Here is a 25,180-nt window from a genome sequence, read left to right on the forward strand (position 1 = left end):
AGGAGCGACCGCCGCGAACCACCGGGCACCCGGCGAAGGCCACAACGGCAACCGCCCGGCACCGGATGGACCGGTACCGGGCGGCGCGCCGGAGGCGTTACGCGCTTACGCGTTGACCGGCTGCGGGTCGGGGTCGTCCGACGGGGCAGGGGCCGCCGGGGCGGCGGGCCCCGACTTCCGCGCCCGCTTCGCCTCGCGCTTGGCACGGCGGCGCTCCTTGCGGAGTTCGACCATCGCGTAGAGCGTCGGCACCAGCAGCAGCGTGAGCAGCGTCGACGTCACCAGACCACCGATGACCACGACCGCCAGCGGCTGGGCGATGAAGCCGCCCTGGCCGGTGACGCCCAGCGCCATCGGCAGCAGCGCGAAGATCGTCGCCAGGGCCGTCATCAGGATCGGGCGGAGCCGGTGCCTGCCGCCCTCGACGACCGCCTCGACCACGCCCAGGCCCTGCGCCCGGTACTGGTTGATGAGGTCGATCAGCACGATCGCGTTGGTGACCACGATGCCGATCAGCATCAGCATGCCGATCATCGCCGGCACGCCCAGCGGCGTACCGGTGGCGATCAGCAGACCGATCGCGCCGGTCGCCGCGAACGGGATGGACACCAGCAGGATCAGCGGCTGGACGAGCGAGCGGAACGTCGCGACCAGCAGCATGAAGACGATCGCGATCGCCGCGAGCATCGCCAGGGCCAGCGAGGCGAAGGCCTCGTCCTGGTCCTCGGAGACACCGCCGATGGACGCGGTCGCGCCGTCCGGCAGGTCCAGCGCGTTGATCTTCGTCTGGAGCGACGCGCTCACGGCGCCCGTGTTGTCACCGGTCGGCTTCGCCGAGATCGTCGCGGCGCGCGCACCGTCGATCCGGGTCATCGAGACCGGGCCCGGCACCAGCTTCACGTCGGCGATGTCACCGAGCTTCACCGGCCCGAGCGGCAGCTTCTTCAGCTCGGCCATCGTCGTGGCGGGCTTGGCGGAGGTGATGACGACATCGCGCTCGGAGTCGTCGAGGATCGCCGTGGCCGCCGGGGTACCGCGCACCGCCTGGGCGACCGCGGCGCCGAGCGTGGCGTCGTTGAAGCCGGCGTCCGCCGCCTTCGCGTTGGCCCTGACGGAGATCCGCGGCACGGACTGGGACAGGTCGCTCTGGACGTCGGTGACGTCGTCGAGCTTCGCGATCTCGTCCCGTACCTGCTCGGACGCCGTGCGCAGGACGTCCGCGTCGGCCGCCTTCACCACGACGCTGAGGTCCTGGCTGCCGAAGCCGTCGCCCGCCGCGATCGTCGTGTCGCCGATCCCGTCGAGCTTGCCCAGCTCCTCGTCGATGACGTCGCGGGTCTTCTCGTAGGACGCGGAGTCCTTCAGGGTCAGCTGGTACGAGGCCTGGTTGGCGCCCGTGCCGCCGCCGAAGGCCGCCATGAAGCCGGAGGAGCCGACGGTGACCTGGTAGGCCTTGATCGCGTCGATCCCGTCGAGGACCTTCTCGATCTTCTTCGCGGACGCGTCGGCCGCCTCCAGGCTGGTGCCGGGCTTCAGCTCCTGCTTGATCGACATGACCTCCTGCTCGCCCTGGTCGAAGAAGTTCGTCTTCAGGAGCGGGGCCATGCCGAAGGTGCCGAAGAGCACGACGATCGCGAGGACGACGCTGGTGAGGCGGCGACGGGTCGCGAACCGCAGGACCGGCACGTACATCCGCTGGAGCCGGCTGCGGGCCTCCTTCTCCTCGGCCTTGCGGCGCGCCTCGTCCGGGTCGATGTCCCGTACGGCCTTGGGGGCGCGCAGGAACCAGTACGACAGGACGGGCACGACGGTCAGGGAGACCAGGAGGGACGCCAGCAGCGCCGCGGTGACCGTCAGCGAGAACGAGCCGAACAGCTCGCCGACCATGCCGCCGACCAGACCGATCGGCAGGAAGACGGCGACCGTGGTCAGCGTCGAGGAGGTGACGGCGCCCGCCACCTCGCGCACGGCCGTGAGGATCGCGGTCTCGCGCTCCTCTCCGTAGCCGAGGTGACGCTTGATGTTCTCCAGGACCACGATCGAGTCGTCGACGACCCGGCCGATGGCGATGGTCAGCGCGCCCAGCGTCAGCATGTTGAGCGACAGGTCGCGGGTCCACAGCACGATCAGCGCGAGGACGACGGACAGCGGGATGGAGACCGCGGTGACGAGCGTCGAGCGGATCGAGGCCAGGAAGACCAGGATGATGACGACGGCGAAGAGCAGACCGAGCGCGCCCTCCGTGGTCAGACCGGAGATCGACTTGGAGACGGCCGGGCCCTGGTCGGAGACGATGGAGAGTTCGGCGCCGGAGCCGAGGTCCTTGCGGAGCTCGGGCAGCTTCTCCGTGACCGCGTCGGAGATGGCGACGGCGCTGCCGTCCTTGTCCATCGTGGCCATGACGGCGAGGCTGGGCCTGCCGTTCGTCCGGGTGATGGAGACGCGCTGCGACTCCTCCTGCTCCACCGTGGCGACGGAGCCGAGCCGGACCGGCTTGGCCTTGCCGCCCTTGCCCGCCGCGGCGGCCTGCGGCGCGATGCGCAGGTCCTCGATCTGCTTCAGCGAGGTGAAGCCGCCGCCGACCTGGACGGTGCGGCTGCTGCCCGCCTCGGAGAAGGAGCCCGCGGGGACGGTCGCGCCGCCCGCCTTGAGCGCCTCGGCGAGGGCCATGGTGTTCAGCCCGGCCGCGGCCAGCTTCTTCTCGTCCGGCGTGACCGAGACCTGGAGGTCCTGGACGCCGTCGATGGTGACCTGGCCGACGCCGTCGATGTCCTCCAGGGCCGGGACGACGGTCCGCTCCAGCTGGTCGGCGAGCGCCTGCTGGTCCTTGTCGGAGCTGACGGCGAGGACGACGGTCGGGATGTCATCGGTGGAACCGGCGATGACCTGCGGGTCCACGTCGTCGGGGAGCTGGACGCGGGCGCGGTTCACGGCCTGCTGGACATCGGCGACGAGCTGCTTGGTGCCCTCGTCCCCGTAGTCGAACGTGGCCATGATCACGGCGTTGCCCTCGCTCGCCGTGGAGGTGATGCCCGTGATGCCGTCGACGGCCTTGATGGTGCTCTCGAGCGGCTCGACGACCTGCTTCTCGACCACATCGGGGGACGCACCCTGGTAGGGGGCCAGCACCGACACCATCGGCAGTTCGATGGAGGGCAGCAGTTGCTGCTTGAGCTGGGGAATGGCGATCGCTCCGAAGACGATCGCCACGATCGACATCAGCCCTATCAGGGCCCGTTGCGCGAGGCTGAATCTGGACAGCCAGGACATGGGGTCTCTCTTCTGTGGCGGTACGCAGGAGGCGGGCATGGTCAGGTGCCCCTCTATACGATCGGCCATCCAGGAGGGTGAATCCGTAGGCCCCAGGTCCACATCCTTATCCGGCGCATACTCCTCCTGGAGTACTGCCGGGTGGAGACTCACTCCACCCTTGGGCGTACCAGGCCCGATTCATACGCAATGACCACCAATTGCGCCCGGTCGCGGGCGCCGAGCTTCGCCATCGCCCGGTTCACATGCGTCTTGACGGTGAGCGGGCTGACCTCCAGGCGCTCCGCGATCTCGTCGTTGGAGTGGCCGCCCGCGACGAGGACGAGGACCTCGCGTTCCCGGCCGGTCAGCGCGGCCAGCCGCTCCGAGTACGCGCCCGAGTCCTGGCCGCCCTCCGAACTGCCGCCCTGCGCGAGGAAGGTGGCGATCAGGCCCTTGGTCGCGGCGGGCGAGAGCAGCGCCTCCCCGGCCGCGGCGATCCGGATGGCGCTGAGCAGTTCGTCGGGCTCCGCCCCCTTGCCGAGGAAGCCGGAGGCCCCCGCGCGCAGCGACTGCACGACGTACTCGTCCACCTCGAACGTCGTCAGCATCACCACCCGCACATCGGCGAGCGCGGGGTCGGCGCTGATCAGGCGGGTGGCGGCGAGCCCGTCCGTACCGGGCATCCGGATGTCCATGAGCACCACGTCCGCCCGGGCCGAGCGGGCCAGCTCCACGGCCTGTGCGCCGTCGGCGGCCTCCCCGACGACCTCCATGTCCGGCTCCGAGTCGACCAGCACCTTGAACGCGCTGCGCAGCAGCGCCTGGTCGTCGGCGAGCAGCACCCTGATCGTCATGCGTCCTCGTCCCCCTCCGCGTGGGCCTTGACCGGCAGTATCGCCTGCACCCGGAAGCCTCCTCCGTAACGGGGTCCCGCGCTGAGGGTGCCGCCGAGTGCCGTGACCCGTTCGCGCATGCCGATCAGTCCGTGGCCGCCGCTGTCCGCCTCGTGCCCAGGTCCGCTCCCCTGGCCGGCCGGGCAGCCGTTGTCGAGGATCGTGACCTCCACCGTGCGGCCCACCCGGACGACGCTCACCTCGGCCTTGGCGTCGGCGCCGCCGTGCTTCTGCACATTGGTCAGCGCCTCCTGGATGATCCGGTACGCGGCGAGGTCGACGGCGGCGGGCAGCTCGGTGCCGTGGTCGGTACGGGCCAGCTCGACCGGCAGTCCGGCGTTGCGGAAGGTGTCCAGCAGCGCGTCGAGCACCGCCAGTCCCGGGGCCGGCTCGGTGGGCGCCTCAGGGTCGCCGGACTGCCGCAGCAGACCGACGGTGGCGCGCAGCTCGTTCAGCGCGGACCGGCTCGCCTCCCGTACGTGGGAGAGCGCCTCCTTGGCCTGGTCGGGGCGCTTGTCCATGACGTGTGCGGCGACCCCGGCCTGCACGTTGACCAGGGCGATGTGGTGCGCGACGACATCGTGGAGGTCGCGGGCGATCCGCAGCCGCTCCTCGGCGACCCGGCGCCCGGCCTCCTCCTCACGGGTCCGCTCCGCCCGCTCGGCCCGCTCCCGAATGGCGTCGACGAACGCGCGCCGGCTGCGTACGGCGTCGCCCGCCGCGGCCGCCATACCGGTCCAGGCGAAGAGCCCCAGGTTCTCCTGGCTGTACCAGGGCGCCGAGCCGAACAGCATCGCCGAGCCGGTCAGCACGGCCATCGTCAGCAGGCCGACCCGCCAGGTGGTGGGGCGGTCGGTGCGGGAGGCGACCGTGTAGAGCGCGACCACCGCGGACATGGCGACGGGGGCGGGCGGATCGCCCGCGACGAGCTCCACGACGGACACGGCGGCGGTGACCGCGAGCACCGCCACGGGCCGGTTCCGCCGGAACACCAGGGCCCCGGCCGCGACCACCATCAGCAGCAGGCTGCGGACCTCGGGTGTACGGGTGCCGAAAGTGGGCCCGTGCGGCCCGTGCGGATCGGCGAACGACGCGGTGACCATGCAGACGAGCACGGCGACGGCGAGGGCCGCGTCGAACGCCGTCGGATGCGCGCGCAGCCAGCAACGGGTGTGCGCGAGCCGGGTGAATCCCGTCAGAGGTGCCGTCACGTCAAGCAACGGTACGGGGTGCGCGACCCCCGGGGCGCCGCTCCCTCAGGGGCACGGAACCCGGTCCCCCACGGGCAACAGAAACCGGCCCGCGCCCGGAGGGTGTCCGGGCGCGGGCCGAGGTGCCGAGTACCGGGGTCAGCCCGGGATGAGGCCGTCGTCGCTGAGCATCGCCTTGACCTCGCCGAGCGTCGCGTCCGGGGAGGGCAGGATCAGCTCGGACGGCTCCAGGGAGTCGTCGGGCAGCGGAGCGCCGAAGCGGCGGACCGCGTCGAGCAGGGCGCCCAGGGTGCGGCGGAAGCCGGCCCCGTCACCCGACTCCATCTCGGCGAGCAGCTCGTCGTCCAGCTTGTTCAGCTCGACGAAGTGGCAGTCCTCGACCTTCCACTGGCCCTCCCCCATGATCCGTACGATCATGACGCGCCATCCCTACTGCTTGTCGAACTTGTGCTGGGTCTGGCCCTGGGCCTGGTCCTGCGCCGAACCGCTGCCGCCCTCGATCGCCTGCTGCTGTGCGCTGCTGCCCCCTGCCAGCTCGGCCTTCATGCGCTGCAGCTCCAGCTCGACGTCCGTACCGCCGGAGATCCGGTCCAGCTCCGCGGCGATGTCGTCCTTCGCCATGCCGGTCGGGTCGTCCAGCGCACCGGACGCCAGGAGCTCGTCGATGGCGCCGGCGCGGGCCTGCAGCTGGGCGGTCTTGTCCTCGGCGCGCTGGATCGCCAGGCCGACGTCGCCCATCTCCTCGGAGATGCCGGAGAAGGCCTCCCCGATCCGGGTCTGCGCCTGGGCCGCCGTGTACGTGGCCTTGATGGTCTCCTTCTTCGTACGGAAGGCGTCGACCTTGGCCTGCAGCCGCTGGGCGGCGAGCGTGAGCTTCTCCTCCTCGCCCTGCAGGGTCTGGTGCTGCGTCTCCAGGTCGGTGACCTGCTGCTGAAGCGCGGCGCGGCGGGACAGCGCCTCACGCGCCAGGTCCTCACGGCCGAGCGCCAGCGCCTTGCGGCCCTGGTCCTCCAGCTTCGTGGACTGACCCTGGAGCTGATTCAGCTGCAGCTCCAGGCGCTTGCGCGAGGTCGCCACGTCGGCGACTCCGCGGCGCACCTTCTGCAGCAGCTCCAGCTGCTTCTGGTACGAGTAATCGAGGGTTTCGCGCGGATCCTCGGCCCGGTCAAGGGCCTTGTTTGCCTTCGCGCGGAAGATCATCCCCATACGCTTCATGACACCGCTCATGGGCTTCGCGCGCCCCCTTCTGACGGACTCAGCTCCAGCTACTCCAGGACCCACAGTACGGGCCCTGCATCCATTACCGCACTGTTCGAGCGCGGATGCGCTCCTCCCCAAGAACGACCTGTCCACGGCTGCGATCCAGCGCAAGGAGTAGGTGACCGTCAGGGGAAGCCGCGGTTGCCTCGTCGTGCACACGCGCCAACGTACGTTCTGCCTGCTTCTGCCCCGTACAGACGCTCGCCGTTGCCGGATCGTTCCCCCGGGGGCTGGGGTCCATGCCCGGCACCCCGTACCCTTGTGTTTTGTGTTCCGTAGCCGTTCGAAGGATGAGAAGGCCCCCACCGACAAGGTGACGGCGGACCTCTCCAAGCAGCCCCGCGACCCCGAGGCCCCCAAGGGCCGCCCGACCCCGAAGCGGAGTGAGGCCCAGACGCAGCGCCGTCGCGCGCAGTCGGCACCGACCGACCGCAAGGAGGCCATGCGCCGCCAACGAGAGGCGCGCCGCGCCGACCTGGCCAAGCAGCGCGAGGCGCTGGCCGGTGGCGACGAGCGCTATCTCCCGGCCCGTGACAGGGGTGCGGTGCGTCGATTCGTCCGCGACTTCGTCGACTCGCGGTTCTGCATCGCCGAGTTCTTCCTGCCGCTGGCCGTGGTGATCCTGGTGCTCTCCATGATCCGCGTGCCCCAGCTGCAGAACATCGCGCTGCTGCTGTGGCTCGGTGTGATCGTGCTGATCGTCATCGACTCGATCGGCATCTGGCTCCGCCTGAAGAAGCAGCTGGCCGAGCGCTTCCCCGACGAGCCGAAGCGCGGCGCCGTGGCCTACGGCCTGATGCGTACGCTCCAGATGCGCCGACTGCGGCTGCCCAAGCCCCGCGTCAAGCGCGGAGAGCGGCCCTGAGCGCGGACGTCGTCTCCGGTCAGGGTCAGGACGTCTCCGGTTTCGCGAGCTGCGCGGCCGCCTGGCTGAAGGGCCTGGGCGGGCTGCGCAACACCGTCCGCCAGGAGCTCGTCGCCCGTCAGCTCGACGAGCAGATAGCGGCACGCTTCCCCGTCGGGCAGCGGCTGCGGGTCCTCGACGTCGGCATGGGACAGGGCACGCAGGCCCTGCGGCTGGCGCGGGCCGGGCACAAGGTGACCGGTCTGGAGTCGGACGCGGGAATGCTCCGGGTCGCCCGGGAGGCGCTGGCGACCGAGCCCGAAGGCATCCGGGAGCGCTTCCGGACGATCGAGGGCGACGGCCGGGACACCGGGGTGCACTTCCTGCCCGGTTCCTTCGACGTGGTGCTGTGCCACGGCGTGCTGATGTACGTCGAGGAGCGCGACGCGATGCTGGCGGGCCTGGCGCGGATGCTGGCGCCCGGCGGTCTGCTGTCCCTGCTCGTGCGGAACGCGGACGCGCTGGCGATGCGGCCCGGCCTCGCGGGTGACTGGACCGCGGCGCTGACCGCCTTCGACTCGGACACGTACACCAACCGGCTCGGCATCCAGGTCCGCGCGGACCACATGGCGTCGTTGAAGGCGACCCTCGCGGGGATCGCCGCCCCCCTGCACGCCTGGTACGGCGTGCGGGTCTTCACGGACGGCGCCGCCGACGACGCGGAGCTGCCGCCCGAGGACGAACTGGCCCGGCTGCTGACGGCCGAGGACCGCGCGGGACGCATCGACCCCTACCGCTCGGCGGCCGCGCTGCTGCATCTGTGCGGGGTGCGGGGCCAGTAGGCCGTGTCTGACCCGGCCTGGGCCCGCCCCGGGGCGGTTCCCCCGGGTGCGGACCGTGAGTGGGCTCAGCCCTCGGCGTTGAGGCTCATCGGGCCGTAGATGCGGCTGCCGTCCTCGAAGAGGAAGACCTGGTCCGCACCGCCCTCCAGGAGCTCTCGCCAGACCTCGCCGATCCAGGACTCCGCGTCGCCCTGCGTGCTGAACTCCTCCGGCTCCACGGCCGGCTGGACCTCCGTCCCGTCGGACTTCTCGAACCGCCACGTCCACGCCATGTGCGCCTCCCGGGTCCACGCGCTGATGACCTTGCTTCCCGCAGCGTAGCCGGGCGCGCACCCGCAGCGGTGACGCGGGAAGATCGTGACCGTGGAACTGACTCTGCTCGGCACCGGAGCCCCCACCGGGCTCCCCCGCCCCGACTGCCCCTGCGCCGTCTGCGCCGCCGCCCGCGGCGAACGGGCGCGCGCGGCGACCGCCCTGCTGGTGGACGGCGCGCTGCTGCTCGACCTGACGCCGGGGGCGGCGCTGGCCGCCGCCCGGGCGGGCCACTCACTCGTGGGGGTACGGCAGGTCCTGCTGTCGCACCCGCACGACGGGCCCGCGATGGAGCTGCCCGTGGGGCTGCCGACGGCCGGGCGGGTGCCGGACGGTCAGGAGTTGACGCTGATCAGCGGGCACCGGGTGCGGGCGGTCGCGCTGGACTCCCCGGGTACGGGGTACGAGGTGACCTCGCCGGAGGGGGAGCGACTGCTGTACCTGCCGCCGGGCGGCGCGCCCGCCGGCGTGACGGACGGTGATCCACTGCCGTACGACATGATCGTCGCCGATGTCGTCGGACGCCCCGACGGACTGGCGAGGCTGCGGGCGGTGGGCGCGGTCGGCGCCACGACGGACGTCGTCGCCGTCCACATCGACCACGACGCGCCCCCCGGTGCCGAGCTGGACCGGCGGCTCGCGGCGGCGGGGGCGCGGACCGTGCCGGACGGCACGACGCTGTACGTCGGGGAGTACCACGCGGTCCCGGACGTACCGCGGCGCACGCTGGTCACCGGCGGGGCGCGGTCCGGGAAGTCGCTGGAGGCGGAGCGGCGGCTGGAGTCGTTCCCCGACGTGGTGTACGTGGCGACGAGCGGCGCGCGCGGGAACGACCGGGAGTGGGCGGCCCGGGTCGCGGCGCACCGGGAGCGCCGGCCGGGCAGCTGGCGCACGATCGAGACCTGCGAGCTGGTTCCCCTGCTGGCCGAGAGCGGTCCTCCGCTGCTCATCGACTGCCTGGCGCTGTGGCTCACCGACGCGATGGACCAGGTGGGCGCGTGGGACGACGAGCGCTGGGAGACGGTCGGCCGCGGCCTCCTGCACGCCCGCACGTCCGCCCTCGTCGCGGCCGTCCGCGAGACGCGCCGCACGGTCGTCGCCGTCACCAACGAGGTCGGTTCGGGCGTCGTCCCCGCGACCCCGTCGGGCCGTCGTTTCCGCGACGAACTGGGCCGCCTGAACGCGGCCTTCGCCTCGGAGTGCGAGCACGTCCTGCTGGTGGTGGCGGGCCAGGCGCTGCCGCTGCGGTGAGCGGGTGGCCCGGGAGCCGGAAAGGCGGGGCGGGCCGGTACTGTTCGGCGAATGAGCTCGCTGAATCTCGACGACTTCTCCGACCTTATCGAGCGCCCCGACACCGGTATGCGGCGCGACGCCGAGGAACGCCGGGAGCGGCTGTCCGTGCCGCCCGGGGCCCTGGGGCGGCTGGACGAGCTGGGCGAGTGGCTGTCGGCCGCGCAGGGGGCCGTGCCGGCGCGGGCCGTCGAACGGCCGCGGGTGGTGCTGTTCGCGGGGGACCACGGGGTCGCTGAGCTGGGTGTGTCGGGACGGCCGGCGGGAACCGCGCACGAGCTGGTGCGGGCCACGCTGGAGGGCGCGAGCCCCGTCGCGGTGCTGGCCCGGCGGATGGACGTGCCGGTGCGGATCGTCGACGCCGGACTGGACTGCGATCCGGACCTGCTGCCCGAGGACGTCGTACGGCACCGGGTGCGGCGCGGCAGCGGGCGCATCGACGTCGAGGACGCGCTGACCCCGGACGAGGCCGAGGCGGCCGTGCGTCTGGGTGTGACGATCGCCGACGAGGAGGCCGACTCCGGTACCGATCTGGTGGTGCTCGGCGATCTCAGTGTCGGCGGTACGACGCCCGCCTCCGCCCTGATCGCCGCGCTCTGCGGCACGGACGCCTCGGTGGTGACCGGTCGCGGCGGTGCCGGGATCGACGATCTGGCGTGGATGCGCAAGTGCGCGGCGATCCGTGACGCGCTGCGCCGCGCCCGGCCCGTGCTCGGCGACCAGCTGGCGCTGCTGACGGCCGTGGGCGGGGCGGATCTGGCCGCGACGACCGGGTTCCTGCTGCAGGCCGCGGTGCGCCGGATGCCCGTGATCCTGGACGGTGTCGTCTCGGCGGCCTGCGCCCTCGTCGGGCAGCGGGCGGCGTTCCGTGCGCCGGACTGGTGGCTGGCGGGCCAGGTGACCGGAGAGCCGGCCCAGGCGAAGGCCCTCGACCGGATGGCGCTCGACCCGCTGCTCGACCACGGCGTCACCGTCGGGGAAGGAACGGGCGCCCTGCTCGCCCTCCCCCTCGTCCGGGCGTCCGCGGCGCTCGCCGCCGAACTGCCCGTGCGTACGGAGTAGTTCCCACCCGCAGCCCGCGCGAGATCGGGATCACTCGGATCCCACTCAACTTCTCGGCATCGTCGCCGGTCTTCGATCGTGGCGCGGGGCTCGGGGCGGGACCGGATCGAGTCGTTGTAGCGCGCCGACGCCACATACCGACCCATCTGGGAGCCACGTTCCATGCTCTTCGACGTGAGCGCCGTTCTCGAGCCCTCGGCGAGCCGGCGGTGAACCGTGCGCGCGCTTTCGCGCGCCGCGAGTGGGGGCCGCTGTACACGACCGTACGGACGGCGCTCGTGACGAGGACGTGGCGCGCGGTCCCCATGACGCTCGGCGCGGTCTGTCTCACCGGCCTGTTCCAGCTGGTGCAGAACCAGTCCTGGGGCTATCAGCCGGTGCAGGACATCGGCTCGGTGCGGGCGGAGGACCCGCTCTGGCTCGCTCTGCTCCGTACCCCGCTGTCCCTCTTCGTCCCGGCGCTCGATCTGCCGGTGTGGGGCGCGCTGGCCCAGGTCCTCCTGGTGTTCGGCATCTGCGAGATCTGTCTGGGACGGCCGCGCACCCTGATGGTCGCGTACGCGGCCACGCTCGCCGGGACGCTGTACGCACGGGCCGGGATCGCCCTGGGGCCCGGTCATCCGCTGAGCCTGCCCGCCTCGGACGCCCAGGTCGTGGACACGGGGCCGTCGGCGGCGGTGGTGGGGCTCGCGGTCTGGGTCTGTCACCGCTACGGGGCGCGGGTGACGATGGGCCTGGTGGTCGTCGCGATGATCGTCGAAGTGCTGGTGAAGAACAATCTGGCGGGCAAGGAGCATCTCGCCGCGATCGCCGGCGTGCTCGTGGTGCTCGCCGTGACGGCGTGCTTTCAGCGTGCGCCGGAGCCGGGTTCGGAACCGGTGTCGGAAACGGAACCGGGAGCAGAGCCCGGGCCGGCGCCGGAGCCGAGGTCGGTGCCGGAGCCGGGATCGGGATCGGGATCGGGATCGGGATCGGGATCGGGATCGGGACCAGTGTCGGAGCCACGGCTGGAACCGGGGCTGGAACCGGAGCCCGGTTCCAGCGCCGGGGCGGGGGCGCGGCCGGCCGGCAGCCGGTCCGGGGCGCCGCCGATCAGGTCCTCGAACTTGCGGCGCGGTCCGCTCCAGCGTTTGTCGTGGTGGAACGCGCGCAGCACCGCCTTCGCCCGGGAGCGCGGGCGGCGCCGGTAGACCCGCTTGGCCCACGGCGAGGCGGGCCTGGCCAGCCGGAGCGCCGCGATGATCGCGACGAACGGCACCAGCGTGCCGATGATCGCCATCCGCAGTTTGCCCTTGAAGAGGGCGATCAGGACGAAGGCGAAGTTGACGGCGAGGGTGAGCAGGAAGACCCGGCGGTCGTCGCGTTCGTCCTCGGTGAGGTTGTCGACCCCGAGCGGCGAGAAGCCGCCGAGGATCAGCAGCAGCAGTGAGGCGGTGAGCACGACCACCTCGACGCTCTGACGGCCCGCCTCGGTCCAGTAGACGTCGTCGAGGTGCAGGATCAGCGCGAACTCGTCGAGGACCAGCCCGGCGCCCATCCCGAAGACCACCGCGAAGACGACGGTGCCCGCGCCGGTGTGCTGGCTGCTGGCGACCGACCCGAATCCGCCGATGATGATGAGGACGACACCGGGCACCACATGGTGGATGTGCAGCCCGCCGGAGCTGACGTTCCGGAAGGGTCCCTTTCCGAGCCGGATCAGCCGGGTGACCGTGCGGGTGATCAGGAAGGTCAGGACGAAAGAGGCCAGCGCGATGAGCAGCGGGAGCTTTCCCGGCTCCACGATGTTGCGGTAAAACCAGTGACCCATGCCACCCGCTCCCGTTTTGTCCGTCATGCGCAATTTACCGTCGGAGCGCACCGACTACCCTGCGCGCGGTGAGCTCTCTCAGGACAGTCGGCCCGGTCGGCATACGGTTCGCCTTCGGCACCCTCACCGTGCTGCCGGTACGCGTCACCCGCTGGGACCGCGACGCCGCACGGGCGGGAATGCTCTGCGCCCCGCTCGCCGGGCTGGTCGTGGGCCTCTGCGCGGCCGCCCTCGGCGGACTGCTGCTCGTGCTCGGCGCGGGCCCGCTGCTCGCCGCCGTCGGCTCCGCCGCCGTACCCGCCGTGCTCACCCGGGGCCTCCACCTCGACGGCCTCGCCGACACCGCCGACGGCCTGGGCAGCGCCAAGCCCGCCGAGGACGCGCTGCGGATCATGAAGCAGTCGGACGTCGGGCCGTTCGGTGTGATCACCCTGCTCTTCGTGCTGCTGGCGCAGGTCGCGGCACTGTACGAGCTGTACGGGCACGGCTGGGTCCACGGCGCGGCGGGGGCGGCGGCCGCGGGCGTCGCGGCGCGGCTCGCGCTCACGCTCGCCTCGCGCACGGGCGTCCCGGCGGCCCGCCCGGAGGGCCTCGGCGCCATGGTCGCCGCCACCGTCCCCGTACGCCACGCCGTGACGGCCGCCGTCCTGGTCACCGCGGCATGCGCGGCCGCGGGCGCGGCGTCCGGCGGGTACGGGGCGCTCCGGGTCGCCGTGGCCCTCCTCGCCGGAGCGGCGGCGGCCGAACTGCTGCTGCGGCACTGTGTGCGCCGCTTCGGCGGGGTGACGGGAGACGTGTTCGGCGCGCTCGCGGAGACGGCGGCGACGGCGACGCTGATCGCGCTGGCCGTGGGCTCCTAACAGGCCTTCCGCCACACCCCCAGCTCGTACCTCTTCAGCATCGAGCTCAGCCGCAGCCGCTTCGACTGCGGGCAGAAGCGGTCCGTCGTCAGCTCGTACTCGACGTGGAAGACCGCCTTGCCCGCTTCGACGAACGGGGTCAGCGCGGCGCATTCGGCGTACTGCGCGCACTGCTCGTTGACCGCGAAGTCGAAGTCACCGACCAGCTGCGGGATCTGGTCCAGGTCGTTCTTCAGGCCGACGGCCAGTCCCCGGTCGTGGGCGAGCCGGGCGATGAGCCGGTTGTAGCGGAGCTGGTCGGCGGTGGTGAGCGGGAAGCCCGTGTCGTTGGCGTAGCCGTCCATGTTGTCCGGCTCGACCGCGTCGAAGCCCTTCTCCCTGCACATGTCGAAGCGTTCGGCCATCAGCGGTTCCAGGACGTCCGTGCGGCGGATGTCGAGCCAGCGTTCGCCCTTCCAGCCGTTGCCCTTGCCGAGCAGGGCCCTGGGGAAGGCGTCCGCGTCCGGGCGGAAGTCCTCCCACGCGCCCGTGGAGATGTAGCAGATGACCTTGCGGCCGCGCCGGTGCAGATCGGCGACGACGGACTCCGGATGCTCGAAGCCGTCGATGTCGTAGACGGGTACGTCGACCGTCGGATCGAGGCGGCCGCTGAGCTGCCACTGCCAGGCGAGCCCCGGCTTCGGCTGCCAACGGGTGCGCGGCGGCGCGGCGTCGTCCGGGGCGGCGTGGTCCGGGACGGTGGTGCAGCCGGCGAGCAGCACCGGTGTCAGGAACAGCGCCAGGAGCAGCATAAGACGTCTTGGCGGGACCGACAGGCTCATGTTCCGTGGGCTCCTCAGCGATGCGCGGTGACCCGGCCCAGCAGAGCACAGACCAGCCCCACCAGCACGACGGCGGCGGCCGCGGGGACGAGCAGCAGGTCCGCGCCGGGGACGAGGACCGTGGCGAGCGCGGCCGCGCAGCACACCACGGCCGCGCTCGTCACCGCGCCGAACGCCTGAAGCAGCAGTGCCGTCCAGAGCACGACGCCGAGCAGCAGCACCCCGGCGAGCGCCGCTCCGCCCGGTCCGTGGCCGCTGCCCGGCCACAGCAGCGTCGCCGCCGCCGTGAGCGTCAGCAGCGCGCCCAGATGTCCGGCGAGGCAGCGCGCCAGCGCCGCGGCGACGGTGACGCGGAAGCGATGCGGGGAGGTGCTGGCCCGCAGCCCGGCGAGGCTGTCCGCCCGGAACCGGTGCAGCAGCCACTCGGCGGGCCCCATGCCGAGCGTCAGCGCGACGGCGAACGGCGGGGTGTCCAGGGCGACCTGGAGCACGAGCACACCGGCCCCGAGCCCGAACAGCCCGTACGGCACCGACCCGCCGAGCCGCGGCCGGCCACGGCCCCCGGTGCGGATACGCGTGACCAGGCCACGGGCCGGTGTGCGGTGGGCCCGGCCACCGGCAGGGCCGGGTTTCCCGCCCGGATCACCCGGACCGCCCGGACCGGCCGCACCGCCCGCACCGCCCGCACCGGCCGAGCGCAGTTCCGAGCTCACCGCCCACGCCGCCAGGGCAACCGCGGCGATGACCGAGGCCAGCGGCAGGGCGAGGTGCGCCCAGACCGGCATCGGGTGCAGTGCGGCGAACAGCGCGCCACCGGCCGGCGGCGCCAGGACGAGCAGCAGCGCACGGTCGCGGCCCAGCACCAGCAGCACAGTCGCCGCCACGAGGTACAGCGACTGGCCGGCCGCGAAGAGGACCATCGGCCCCTCGGCGGTGACCGCCGAGGCCGTGCCGAGCAGCGCGCCCACGGGCGCGCCCAGGAGCAGCGACCGGGCGGCCGCCGCGCGGTCGCCGAGGCCCAGCCAGGTGTAGGCGCGGTGGGCGAGGGCCTGGTTCCACGCCCAGCCGGCGAGCGCGGCGGCGATCAGCGGTTCGTACGCCGGGCGGCCGCCCGCGAGGAGCGGTACGGCCAGGACGTGGGCGAGCCCCGGGAGGGTGAAGACCAGGCCGCGCAGCAGGCAGGCGAGGAGCGTCGGGCCCGTGGGTGCGGCCGGCGGGCCGCCGGGCTCCGGGAAGCGGCGCTCGGCGCGTGCGTACAGCTCCTCCGCCAGGGCGAAGGAGTCCTCGCGGCCGTAACGCAGACGTATCTGCTCGTCCGTCAGCCCGTCGGACTCCAGCAGCGCGGCGATCTCGTCGGGATGGACGGCCGCCGCGATGAAGTCGCCCAGCCGCCCGGCGAGTTCGTCGACCGGGTCGGCCTCGGACCGGTCCGCGGGGAGCCGGCTGCCCGGTACGGACGGCAGCGCGTCCCGCCCGGCGGAGCCCGGTTCCTTCAGCCACAGCGATCCGCTCACCACACGCTCCCGTCCGCGGCCGGCTGCAGGTACCAGGGGTCCCTCAGTTCCAGCGTCCAGTCGGCGACGGTCTCGGCGAGCGGCTCGGGCACCGCGCCCGGCGCCCCGTCCAGTTCCCGGTAGATCCGGCGGAAGGCGTCCACGGAACGCCGCAGTGTGAAGCGGTCGAGGACCCGCTGCCGGGCGCGCCGGCCCAGTTCCGCCCGGCGCTCGTCGTCCCGCAGCAGTTCCAGGGCCGCCGCGGCCAGCGCCTCCGGCTCGCGCGGCGGCACCACCAGGCCCGTGTCGCCGACGGCCTCCCGTACCCCGCCCACATCGGTGGACACCGTCGTCCGGCCGCACGACATCGCCTCGATGACCGAGAACGGGAATCCCTCACTGATGCTGGACAGCATCACCACGTGCCCGGCGGCGTAGGCGCGCGCCACATCGCTGATCCGCCCCTCCCACACGATGCCGTCGGCGACGCCCAGTTCCGCGGCGAGCTTCTCCAGCCCGGTCGCGTACCGCTCACCGCCCGCGGGCGCCGCCCCGAACAACCGCAGGCGCAGCTCCGGCAGTTCGGCCCGGGCCAGGGCGTAGGCCCGGATCAGCGTCTCCAGGTCCTTGATGGGGTCGATCCGGCCGGCCCAGGTGAGCGTGGGTACGGAGGGTTCGGCACCGGCATGCGGGAAGGCGTGCGGATCGACACCGTTGTAGACCGTGCGGATCCGGTCGGCGGGGGCGCCTCCGCGCTCCTCCCACCGGCGGTTGTACCGGTTGCACGGCGTGATCAGATCGGCCCGCGCGTAGCCGAGGGTGTTGAGCTCCCGGTAGAAGCCCAGCATCAGCGCCTTGACGGGCCACCGCTGGGCCGTGGCTCGCTGGCCGAGATAGCGCTCGCGCAGATAGATGCCGTGCTCGGTGAGGAGGAAGGGCACGCCGTCCAGGCGCTGGGCGGCGAGCGCGGGCAGGGTGGCGAGCCCGCTGCTGACGGCGTGGGCGACGCTGTCCGTGGGGATGCGCACGGCGAGCGGGCGCAGCGCGTGTTCGAGCAGATCGACGGCGGTCAGGGCGTCGTGGACGGTGGGCCGGGCCGCGGCGGTGGGCAGATGCGGCAGCGTCCACAGCCGCATCAGGGTGCGGACGGCGGACTCGGTGCGCAGCGCGGCGGAGAGGCGGCCGGCGCGGGCCTCCTCGGCGAGCGCGTCCAGCCCGGCGCCGAAGTCGGCGTGCGCGTGCGGGTCGAGCACCGACATGAGGAAGCGTGCGTAGAGGTCGGGGAAGCGCCGGCGGGCGGCTCTGCCGAACTGCGCGCGGGCACGGCCGGGGCGAGGCCCCCACAGCGGCACGGAGGTGTGTCGGCGGATGTTGGGCGGCAGCTCCCAGGTGACGGGCTCCCGGCCGCTTCCGGTGAGGGCGGTGACGGTGAACTCGACCTCGGGCATGCCCCGGATCAGCTGGTCGCACCAGGTGCTGACGCCACCGTGGGCATGCGGATACGTTCCTTCGGTGAGCATGGTGACGTGACGTCCCTGGCTCATCGTGCTGGGTCCCCCTGGACGTGCGTCATGGGCGTGGGTGACGCACCCCGGCCGGACCGGCCGGGGTGCGTGCGATGACGGGGTGGACCCGCGCGTCAGACGGCGGGCAGCCGCAGGGTGACGGCGGACTGCAGAAGGTCAGGACCGGTCCAGGCCGAGCGCCGGCCCGCGTACGGGCTGCCGAAGAGGCTCGTACCGAGCAGCAGTTGCTTCCGCGTGCCCTCGGGCGCGGTGACGGGAACGACGACCCCGTTCGGTGCCTGGACGGTGACGGTGGTGCCGATGCGGTACGCCGTGACCTTGCCCGTGTCGAGGGCCTTCTGCCACGCGGCGCGGCGGCTCAGTTCCGTACCGGTGTCGCGCTGGCTCTGGTTGACGAGCGGCGCGCTGTCGGCGAACAGCGACCGGTAGTCGGCGAGGATCCGGTCGAGGACGGGGTAGAGGATGCGGTCCTCGGCCAGGTTGGACTGGTGGACGTAGTGGGGGCGGGGGTCGTTCGCGACGACGTGGCCCAGCGCGATCCTGGCCTCCTGCGGCACGATGTACTGCGCGTAGCCGGTCTGCTCGTCCAGGGACTCGTCCAGGCAGGTGGAGGCCGGGTTGCTCTCGCAGATGCCGCTGCCGCCGTCCGCCCTGGAGGTGTAGATCCAGTTGTACTCGTCGGCCATCTCCGCGGCCGTGCCCGTGTTGTAGTACACGTTCATCGGGTGACGGGGCACGGTGAGGGCGCCGCCCACGGGGCGCTGCTGCGGCTCGCGGGAGTTGTCGCCGGCGATCCACTTGACGCCGTTGTCGGCGAGCGCGGGCGCCAGGTTGGGATTGTCGACAGGCTGCTGCGGAAGGGTCTTGAGACCCGAGTGCTCTCCGGTGACCAGCTCGGTACGGTCGACGGAGATGCCCTTGTTCACCGCCCAGTTGTGGTTGTCGCGGATCTGCGCGGCGATCTCGGCGCGGCTCATGTACTGCGTCGTGCCGTTCGCGTTCTTCGCGCACTGCCACGGGACGACGGACACGTTCTGGACGCAGCCGAGGAACGGGTGGGTGTAGGTGTGGTTGATCCAGCGGTACTTGGCACGGTCGGCGACCAGCCGGGCGGCGAGCGCGTCGGTGCCGCCGTGCTCGGCCTTCCACTCCTCGCCGGCCCCGGCGTTGTAGACCATGTCGAGGGTGAAGCCGCTGGACTGCTGCCACTGCGCGGCGTACTGGGCGTCCGCGGCGGTCATGCGGATGTCGGGCGTGGTGTCCTCGGCCCCGCCACCGCAGTCGATGTCGCCCGGTGTGCAGTTGCGGTCCTTGTCCCAGCGGGCGTCGGGCGCGAACACGTCGTCGACGTGGACCGCGAAGTAGTTGCGGCTCTGTCCGAGGTGGACGCCCTGGGTGAGCCATTCGACGATGCCCCGCGCCAGCAGCCGGAACTGCCGCTGGTGCTGGTTGTAGGCGAAGGTGACGACCAGCTCACGGCGCCCGTCGTGCGCGTACTCGCCGAGCAGGCTGGCCCGGCCCTCGCCGCCGGGCACGGGGGCGTCGACGTAACTCGTGAACCCCTCGCGCGGGCGCGCCAGATAGCCGTAGCTCTCGCCGATGTCGGGCGCGTTGTCCTCGAACGTCAGCGGGCCGTCGAGATAGCCGAAGGGCCCGGTGCGGCCCGCGGCGGTGACGGTGGCCGCGGCGCCGTCGAGGGTGCCGGCCCAGCCGCCTTCGCTGGTGTAGTCGAGCCCGACGCCCGGATGCGCCCAGGTGTAGGCGTCGACCTGACGGACCCCGAAGGTCTTCTCGTAGGCGACGAGCGCGGCCTGCTCGGCGGCGCCCGCGGAGTCCGTCCCGAACGGCGCCTCGTTCGGCAGGACCACACCCTGGTACTTGGCGCGCGGCCGGCCGCTCACGGTGTCGCTCAGGAAGGCCGCGTTGATCGTCGGACGGCTCGGATCGCCGAGGTCGACGACGCTGTACGGGACTCCCGTACTGCGCAGCTCGGAGGTGACCGCGGCCACCGAGTCACCGCCGTCGTCGACGACCAGGACCTTCAGGTCGATCCGCGGCACCGGGTCCGCGGCCGCCGCGGGCGTCGCGGGCAGCACGGCGGTGAGCAGCGCGCACGTCGTGAGCGTCACCGCCGCCGTGCCGAGCCTGCCCTTCGTGGAACCGTTGGATCCTCTCGTGAATCCGCTCGTGAATCCGCTCGTACGCAACCTCGTACCGAATACGGGCGCCATGGCGTTTCCCCCCACCCCTCGTTGGCCCTCCCTCGCGGAGAATCCGGGGAGGACATGTGGAAATCATGCAAAGCAGCCACTCGCTCCCTTGCGCATTCGGGCCGAGTGTGACGCAGGACTCACCGATCGGCCGGGGAAACGTGGCGGAGACACCACGGATGGGTGAATCACCGCTGGCGCGAGCGAACACAGCGGGCGCGCGTAGGCTCGTGGCGGCGCTCCGGCTCGCCCGATTTACGATGCGCCGGGCGGCCGACCCACCTCTTCGGCCATGGAACTCAACGGAAGCGAGATTTCACCACCGTGACTGCTCTCACTCTCAGCACTGCCGGCGCTGCGACGCTGCGCGCCGACGCGGTCGTCGTCGGCGTCGCGAAGGGCGCCAAGGGCCCGGTCGTCGCCGCCGGCGCCGAGGCCGTGGACAAGGCGTTCGACGGAAAGCTCGCCACCGTCCTCGAGACCCTCGGCGCCTCCGGTGCCGAGGGCGAGGTGACCAAGCTGCCCGCGCCGGCCGGCCTGAAGGCCCCGGTCGTGATCGCGGTCGGCCTCGGTGCCGCCCCGGAGAAGGACGACTCGTACACCGCGGAATCGCTGCGGCGCGCCGCGGGTTCCGCGGCCCGGGCGCTGTCCGGCACGAAGAAGGCCGCGTTCGCGCTGCCGATCGAGGCCTCCGAGGACGCCGAGGCGATCGCCGAGGGCGCGCTGCTCGGTGCCTACGCCTTCACCGCGTACCAGGACGGCGAGAACGGCAAGAAGCCGCTGGCCGAGATCGCCCTGCTCGGCGCCAAGCCGCGCGACAAGGCGTACAAGGCCGCGGCCGACCGGGCGATCGCGCTGACCGAGGAGATCAACCGCGCCCGCGACCTGGTCAACACCCCGCCGAACGACCTCTTCCCCGAGTCCTTCGCCGCCGTCGCCTCCGCGGCCGGCAAGGAGCACGGCCTCAAGGTGCAGGTCCTCGACGAGAAGGCGCTCCTCAAGGGCGGCTTCGGCGGCATCCTCGGCGTCGGCCAGGGCGCGGCCAACGGCCCGCGGCTGGTGAAGGTCGCGTACACGCACCCCAAGGCGGAGAAGTCCCTGGCCTTCGTCGGCAAGGGCATCACCTACGACTCGGGCGGCATCTCGCTGAAGCCGGCGGGCCACAACGAGACGATGAAGTGCGACATGAGCGGCGCCGCCGCCGTGTTCGCCGCCGTCGTCACGGCCGCCCGGCTCGGCCTGCGCGTGAACGTCACCGGCTGGCTGGCGCTCGCCGAGAACATGCCGTCCGGCACCGCCACCCGCCCCGGTGACGTGCTGCGCATGTACAGCGGCAAGACGGTGGAGGTGCTCAACACCGACGCCGAGGGCCGTCTCGTCCTGGCCGACGCGCTCACCAGGGCGTCGGAGGAGAAGCCCGACGCGATCGTCGACGTGGCGACGCTGACCGGCGCGATGGTGCTGGCGCTCGGCAACCGCCGCTTCGGCATCATGGCCAACGACGACGCCTTCCGTACCTCGATCCACGAGATCGCGGAGGAGGTCGGCGAGGACTCCTGGCCGATGCCGCTCCCGACCGACCTGCGCAAGGGCATGGACTCGCCGACCGCCGACATCGCGAACATGGGCGAGCGGATGGGCGGCGGCCTGGTCGCCGGCCTGTTCCTCAAGGAGTTCGTCGGCGAGGGCATCACGTGGGCCCACCTGGACATCGCCGGCCCGGCCTTCCACGAGGGCGCCCCGTACGGCTACACCCCGAAGGGCGGCACCGGCTCCGCGGTCCGCACCCTGGTCAGGCTGGCCGAGCGCACCGCCGAGGGCGACCTGGGCTGACGCACCACCGTGCACCGGGTCCGGAGGACGTTCCGGACCCGGGCGTCGGTGGCCCTCCGCGGGCGCCGCGGGAATCTCTCCGCGAGCGCCGCGGGAAGCCTTCCGCGGGTGCCGCAGGAATACCGGGCGGGGGTCCTCGGTTTGTCCACCCGGTGGTCTTTCCGTTCGCCTTCGACGAAATTCGCAGGTTCGTACGTACCAGTAATCGCCGGTGACGGCTGAACCGCCGTCCCGTACCCCGGCCCCGCGTCCCGCCTTCCGTCGACAAGTGCGAAGATGGGTTCTCGGCAGGACAGGGCCCCCACCACAGGGCCGAAGACAAGCGGCCGAACACCAGCCGCCGCGTAGGTCATGGACGACCGGCGCCCGGCGCACATGCATGGAGGACGTGACGTGGCGAACGACGCCAGCACCGTTTTCGACCTAGTGATCCTCGGCGGTGGCAGCGGTGGTTACGCCGCGGCCCTGCGCGGAGCGCAGCTGGGCCTGGACGTCGCCCTGATCGAGAAGGACAAGGTCGGCGGCACCTGCCTGCACCGTGGATGCATCCCCACCAAGGCCCTGCTGCACGCCGGTGAGATCGCCGACCAGGCGCGCGAGAGCGAGCAGTTCGGCGTCAAGGCCACCTTCGAGGGCATCGACGTCCCGGCCGTCCACAAGTACAAGGACGAGGTGATCTCCGGGCTGTACAAGGGCCTGCAGGGACTGATCGCCTCCCGCAAGGTCACGTACATCGAGGGTGAGGGCCGGCTGTCCTCCCCCACCTCGGTCGACGTCAACGGCCGCCGCGTCCAGGGCCGCCACGTCCTCCTCGCCACCGGCTCGGTCCCGAAGTCGCTGCCGGGTCTGACCATCGACGGCAACCGCATCATCTCCTCCGACCACGCCCTGGTCCTGGACCGGGTGCCGCAGTCCGCGATCGTGCTCGGCGGCGGTGTCATCGGCGTCGAGTTCGCCTCCGCCTGGAAGTCCTTCGGCACCGACATCACGATCATCGAGGCCCTGAAGCACCTCGTCCCGGTCGAGGACGAGAACAGCTCCAAGCTTCTTGAGCGCGCCTTCCGCAAGCGCGGCATCAAGTTCAACCTCGGCACCTTCTTCGAGAAGGCCGAGTACACCGAGAACGGTGTGCGGGTCACCCTCGCCGACGGCAAGACCTTCGAGGCCGAGGTGCTGCTGGTCGCCGTCGGCCGCGGCCCGGTCTCGCAGGGCCTCGGCTACGAGGAGCAGGGCGTCGCGATGGACCGCGGCTACGTCCTGGTCGACGAGTACATGCAGACCAACGTGCCGACCATCTCGGCCGTCGGTGACCTCGTCCCGACCCTCCAGCTCGCGCACGTCGGCTTCGCCGAGGGCATCCTGGTGGCGGAGCGACTGGCCGGTCTGAAGACCGTCCCGATCGACTACGACGGCGTGCCGAAGGTGACGTACTGCCACCCCGAGGTCGCCTCCGTGGGTCTCTCCGAGGCCAAGGCCAAGGAGATCTACGGCGCGGACAAGGTCGTCGCTCTGAAGTACAACCTCGCGGGCAACGGCAAGAGCAAGATCCTCAAGACCGCGGGCGAGATCAAGCTCGTGCAGGTCAAGGACGGTGCCGTGGTCGGCGTCCACATGGTCGGTGACCGTATGGGCGAGCAGGTCGGTGAGGCTCAGCTGATCTACAACTGGGAGGCTCTGCCGGCCGAGGTCGCGCAGCTCATCCACGCGCACCCGACGCAGAGCGAGGCGCTCGGCGAGGCCCACCTGGCCCTCGCGGGCAAGCCCCTCCACTCCCACGACTGATTCAGTCCACGGGCGCGACGACCACTACCGCACTTTCGTAAGGAGCAACCGAAACCATGCCGGTTTCCGTAACCCTTCCGGCGCTCGGCGAGAGCGTCACCGAGGGCACCGTCACCCGCTGGCTGAAGGCCGAGGGCGAGCGCGTCGAGGCCGACGAGCCGCTGCTGGAGGTGTCGACCGACAAGGTCGACACCGAGATCCCCGCACCGGCCGCCGGTGTCCTGGCGTCCATCAAGGTCGCCGAGGACGAGACCGTCGAGGTCGGCGCAGAGCTGGCCGTCATCGACGACGGCACGGGCGCCCCCGCTGCCGCCCCGGCCCCAGCCGCCGCCGAGGCCCCCGCCCCCGCCCCCGAGCCGGCGCAGCCCGCCGCGGCCGCCCCGGCCGCCGAGCAGGCCGCCCCCGCACCGGCTCCGACCGCCGAGGCCGCCGCCGGCGGCAGCGGTGCCGAGGGCACCGACGTCGTGCTGCCCGCGCTGGGCGAGTCGGTCACCGAGGGCACCGTCACCCGCTGGCTCAAGGCGGTCGGCGACTCCGTCGAGGCCGACGAGCCGCTGCTCGAGGTCTCCACCGACAAGGTCGACACCGAGATCCCGGCGCCCACCTCGGGTGTGCTGCTGGAGATCACGGTCGGCGAGGACGAGACCGCCGAGGTCGGCGCGAAGCTCGCCGTGATCGGCGCCCCGGGTGCCGCTCCGGCTGCTCCGGCCGCCCCCGCGGCCCCGGCTCCCGCTGCCGCCCCGGCTCCGGCCGCTGCTCCGGCCGCTCCTGCTCCGGCGCCCGCGCCGGTCCAGGCCGCGCCTGCCGCTGCCGCCCCGGCTCCGGCACCGGCACCGGTGGCCCCCGCCGCCCCCGCTCCGGCCGCTCCGGCTCCCGCCGCTCCGGCCGCCGACGAGGGCGCGTACGTCACGCCGCTGGTCCGCAAGCTCGCGGCCGAGAGCGGTGTGGACCTGTCCTCGGTCAAGGGCACCGGCGTCGGTGGCCGTATCCGTAAGCAGGACGTCATCGCGGCCGCCGAGGCCGCGAAGGCCGCCGCCGCTGCGCCGGCTCCGGCCGCCGCCGCTCCGGCCGCCGCGAAGAAGGCCCCGGCCCTCGAGGTGTCCCCGCTGCGCGGCCAGACCGTCAAGATGACCCGCATGCGCAAGGTCATCGGCGACAACATGATGAAGGCGCTGCACGGCCAGGCCCAGCTGTCCTCGGTCGTCGAGGTCGACATCACCAAGCTGATGAAGCTGCGCGCCCAGGCCAAGGACGCGTTCGCCGCCCGCGAGGGCGTCAAGCTGTCCCCGATGCCGTTCTTCGTCAAGGCCGCGGCCCAGGCGCTGAAGGCCCACCCGGTCGTCAACGCCCGGATCAACGAGGACGAGGGCACCATCACCTACTTCGACTCGGAGAACATCGGCATCGCCGTCGACTCCGAGAAGGGCCTGATGACGCCGGTCATCAAGGGTGCGGGCGACCTCAACCTGGCCGGTATCGCCAAGGCCACCGCCGATCTGGCGGGCAAGGTCCGCGGCAGCAAGATCACGCCGGACGAGCTGGCCGGTGCGACCTTCACGATCAGCAACACCGGTTCGCGCGGTGCGCTGTTCGACACGATCATCGTGCCGCCGAACCAGGTCGCGATCCTGGGCATCGGTGCGACGGTCAAGCGTCCGGCCGTCATCGAGACCGCCGAGGGCACCGTCATCGGCGTCCGCGACATGACGTACCTGACGCTCTCCTACGACCACCGCCTGGTGGACGGCGCCGACGCCGCCCGCTACCTGACGGCGGTCAAGGCGATCCTGGAGGCCGGCGAGTTCGAGGTCGAGCTCGGCCTCTGAGCGACCCGGCTGTAACCAGCCTCACGAGCGGCGCCCCTGCCCGGGAGTACTCC

General features: G+C 72.3%; 18 protein-coding genes and 3 pseudogenes. 10 read left to right on the forward strand and 11 right to left on the reverse strand.

Annotated elements, in window-relative coordinates; genetic code table 11:
- Window positions 1-105: 105 nt before the first annotated feature.
- The 5 genes from OG766_RS09355 to OG766_RS09375 form a co-directional block, all read right to left on the reverse strand.
- Window positions 106-3,270, reverse strand: a complete 3,165-nt coding sequence (locus tag OG766_RS09355) for an efflux RND transporter permease subunit (RefSeq protein WP_328725009.1) — start codon at window positions 3,268-3,270, stop codon at window positions 106-108.
- 149 nt (window positions 3,271-3,419) lie between these two features.
- Window positions 3,420-4,106 carry a response regulator gene (locus OG766_RS09360; protein ID WP_266374740.1) on the reverse strand — a complete coding sequence of 229 codons (687 nt, stop codon included), beginning with the start codon at window positions 4,104-4,106 and terminating at the stop codon, window positions 3,420-3,422.
- The gene (locus OG766_RS09365) at window positions 4,103-5,356 is read right to left on the reverse strand and encodes a sensor histidine kinase (protein WP_328725010.1); all 1,254 of its coding nucleotides are present in this window, start codon (window positions 5,354-5,356) and stop codon (window positions 4,103-4,105) included. The genes OG766_RS09360 and OG766_RS09365 overlap by 4 nt, the downstream gene beginning before the upstream one ends.
- Window positions 5,357-5,494: 138 nt before the next feature.
- Window positions 5,495-5,773 (reverse strand): PspA-associated protein PspAA, encoded by a 279-nt coding sequence (gene pspAA, locus OG766_RS09370; protein ID WP_266374737.1) that lies wholly within the window; start codon window positions 5,771-5,773, stop codon window positions 5,495-5,497.
- Between the two features lie 12 nt (window positions 5,774-5,785).
- A complete protein-coding gene (locus OG766_RS09375) occupies window positions 5,786-6,571 on the reverse strand; it encodes a PspA/IM30 family protein (protein ID WP_266374735.1) in 786 nt (261 codons plus the stop codon).
- Between the two features lie 313 nt (window positions 6,572-6,884).
- Between OG766_RS09375 and OG766_RS09380 the strand changes: the two genes are divergently transcribed.
- Together OG766_RS09380 and OG766_RS09385 are read left to right on the forward strand one after the other, a co-directional pair.
- The gene (locus OG766_RS09380) at window positions 6,885-7,481 is read left to right on the forward strand and encodes a DUF3043 domain-containing protein (RefSeq protein WP_266374733.1); all 597 of its coding nucleotides are present in this window, start codon (window positions 6,885-6,887) and stop codon (window positions 7,479-7,481) included.
- A gap of 83 nt (window positions 7,482-7,564) precedes the next feature.
- Complete coding sequence (locus OG766_RS09385) at window positions 7,565-8,302, forward strand: class I SAM-dependent methyltransferase (protein ID WP_328727450.1); 738 nt, start codon at window positions 7,565-7,567, stop codon at window positions 8,300-8,302.
- A 65-nt stretch (window positions 8,303-8,367) separates the two neighbouring features.
- Here OG766_RS09385 and OG766_RS09390 read toward each other — a convergent pair whose 3' ends face one another.
- Entirely contained in the window at window positions 8,368-8,574 is a 207-nt protein-coding gene (locus tag OG766_RS09390; protein ID WP_266374732.1) for a hypothetical protein, read from the reverse strand.
- A gap of 91 nt (window positions 8,575-8,665) precedes the next feature.
- Here OG766_RS09390 and OG766_RS09395 point away from each other — a divergent pair, with 91 nt between their 5' ends.
- From OG766_RS09395 to OG766_RS09405, 4 genes and pseudogenes are all read left to right on the forward strand, one after another.
- On the forward strand, window positions 8,666-9,865 hold the full coding sequence (locus tag OG766_RS09395; protein ID WP_266374730.1) for a bifunctional adenosylcobinamide kinase/adenosylcobinamide-phosphate guanylyltransferase: 1,200 nt from the start codon (window positions 8,666-8,668) through the stop codon (window positions 9,863-9,865).
- Between the two features lie 60 nt (window positions 9,866-9,925).
- Window positions 9,926-10,966, forward strand: a complete 1,041-nt coding sequence (gene cobT, locus OG766_RS09400; RefSeq protein ID WP_266378096.1) for a nicotinate-nucleotide--dimethylbenzimidazole phosphoribosyltransferase — start codon at window positions 9,926-9,928, stop codon at window positions 10,964-10,966.
- A gap of 17 nt (window positions 10,967-10,983) precedes the next feature.
- Window positions 10,984-11,155 (forward strand): annotated as a pseudogene (locus OG766_RS36730) (phosphatidylglycerol lysyltransferase domain-containing protein); the annotation flags it as partial.
- A 20-nt stretch (window positions 11,156-11,175) separates the two neighbouring features.
- Window positions 11,176-11,886, forward strand: a pseudogene (locus OG766_RS09405) (hypothetical protein); the annotation flags it as partial.
- Between the two features lie 134 nt (window positions 11,887-12,020).
- On the opposite strand, the pseudogene OG766_RS09410 reads toward OG766_RS09405, so the two are convergent.
- A pseudogene (locus OG766_RS09410) lies at window positions 12,021-12,776 on the reverse strand (hypothetical protein); the annotation flags it as partial.
- Between the two features lie 59 nt (window positions 12,777-12,835).
- On the opposite strand from OG766_RS09410, the gene OG766_RS09415 reads away from it, so the two are divergent.
- Window positions 12,836-13,636, forward strand: coding sequence for an adenosylcobinamide-GDP ribazoletransferase (locus tag OG766_RS09415; RefSeq protein ID WP_443045598.1), 801 nt, complete (start codon window positions 12,836-12,838; stop codon window positions 13,634-13,636).
- Here OG766_RS09415 and OG766_RS09420 read toward each other — a convergent pair.
- The 4 genes from OG766_RS09420 to OG766_RS09435 all read right to left on the reverse strand — a co-directional run bounded on the left by OG766_RS09420 (window position 13,633) and on the right by OG766_RS09435 (window position 19,707).
- Window positions 13,633-14,457, reverse strand: coding sequence for an endo alpha-1,4 polygalactosaminidase (locus tag OG766_RS09420; protein ID WP_328725015.1), 825 nt, complete (start codon window positions 14,455-14,457; stop codon window positions 13,633-13,635). The genes OG766_RS09415 and OG766_RS09420 overlap by 4 nt on opposite strands.
- Window positions 14,458-14,471: 14 nt before the next feature.
- Complete coding sequence (locus tag OG766_RS09425; RefSeq protein ID WP_328725016.1) at window positions 14,472-15,971, reverse strand: hypothetical protein; 1,500 nt, start codon at window positions 15,969-15,971, stop codon at window positions 14,472-14,474.
- Window positions 15,968-17,494 (reverse strand): GT4 family glycosyltransferase PelF, encoded by a 1,527-nt coding sequence (gene pelF / locus OG766_RS09430; protein WP_266374723.1) that lies wholly within the window; start codon window positions 17,492-17,494, stop codon window positions 15,968-15,970. The genes OG766_RS09425 and pelF overlap by 4 nt, the downstream gene beginning before the upstream one ends.
- Window positions 17,495-17,589: 95 nt before the next feature.
- Window positions 17,590-19,707, reverse strand: coding sequence for a hypothetical protein (locus OG766_RS09435; protein WP_328725017.1), 2,118 nt, complete (start codon window positions 19,705-19,707; stop codon window positions 17,590-17,592).
- Between the two features lie 303 nt (window positions 19,708-20,010).
- Between OG766_RS09435 and OG766_RS09440 the strand changes: the two genes are divergently transcribed.
- The 3 genes from OG766_RS09440 (at window position 20,011) to sucB (ending at window position 25,127) form a co-directional block, all read left to right on the forward strand.
- Window positions 20,011-21,519 carry a leucyl aminopeptidase gene (locus OG766_RS09440; RefSeq protein ID WP_266374721.1) on the forward strand — a complete coding sequence of 503 codons (1,509 nt, stop codon included), beginning with the start codon at window positions 20,011-20,013 and terminating at the stop codon, window positions 21,517-21,519.
- A gap of 393 nt (window positions 21,520-21,912) precedes the next feature.
- The gene (lpdA, locus tag OG766_RS09445; RefSeq protein WP_266374719.1) at window positions 21,913-23,301 is read left to right on the forward strand and encodes a dihydrolipoyl dehydrogenase; all 1,389 of its coding nucleotides are present in this window, start codon (window positions 21,913-21,915) and stop codon (window positions 23,299-23,301) included.
- 56 nt (window positions 23,302-23,357) lie between these two features.
- On the forward strand, window positions 23,358-25,127 hold the full coding sequence (gene sucB, locus OG766_RS09450) for a 2-oxoglutarate dehydrogenase, E2 component, dihydrolipoamide succinyltransferase (RefSeq protein WP_328725019.1): 1,770 nt from the start codon (window positions 23,358-23,360) through the stop codon (window positions 25,125-25,127).
- Window positions 25,128-25,180: the final 53 nt, after the last annotated feature.

The organism is Streptomyces sp. NBC_00259, from assembly GCF_036181745.1.
In the GTDB taxonomy this organism is placed as follows: Bacteria; Actinomycetota; Actinomycetes; order Streptomycetales; family Streptomycetaceae; genus Streptomyces; species Streptomyces pratisoli.

Bases quoted from the DNA above. Each gene is read 5' to 3' on its own strand.
- pelF (WP_266374723.1), bottom strand. From the start codon at position 17,494: ATGAGCCAGGGACGTCACGTCACCATGCTCACCGAAGGAACGTATCCG.
- OG766_RS09375 (WP_266374735.1), bottom strand. From the start codon at position 6,571: ATGAAGCGTATGGGGATGATCTTCCGCGCGAAGGCAAACAAGGCCCTT.
- OG766_RS09420 (WP_328725015.1), bottom strand. From the start codon at position 14,457: ATGAGCCTGTCGGTCCCGCCAAGACGTCTTATGCTGCTCCTGGCGCTG.
- OG766_RS09355 (WP_328725009.1), bottom strand. From the start codon at position 3,270: ATGTCCTGGCTGTCCAGATTCAGCCTCGCGCAACGGGCCCTGATAGGG.
- OG766_RS09435 (WP_328725017.1), bottom strand. From the start codon at position 19,707: ATGGCGCCCGTATTCGGTACGAGGTTGCGTACGAGCGGATTCACGAGC.
- OG766_RS09390 (WP_266374732.1), bottom strand. From the start codon at position 8,574: ATGGCGTGGACGTGGCGGTTCGAGAAGTCCGACGGGACGGAGGTCCAG.
- pspAA (WP_266374737.1), bottom strand. From the start codon at position 5,773: ATGATCGTACGGATCATGGGGGAGGGCCAGTGGAAGGTCGAGGACTGC.
- sucB (WP_328725019.1), top strand. From the start codon at position 23,358: ATGCCGGTTTCCGTAACCCTTCCGGCGCTCGGCGAGAGCGTCACCGAG.
- OG766_RS09360 (WP_266374740.1), bottom strand. From the start codon at position 4,106: ATGACGATCAGGGTGCTGCTCGCCGACGACCAGGCGCTGCTGCGCAGC.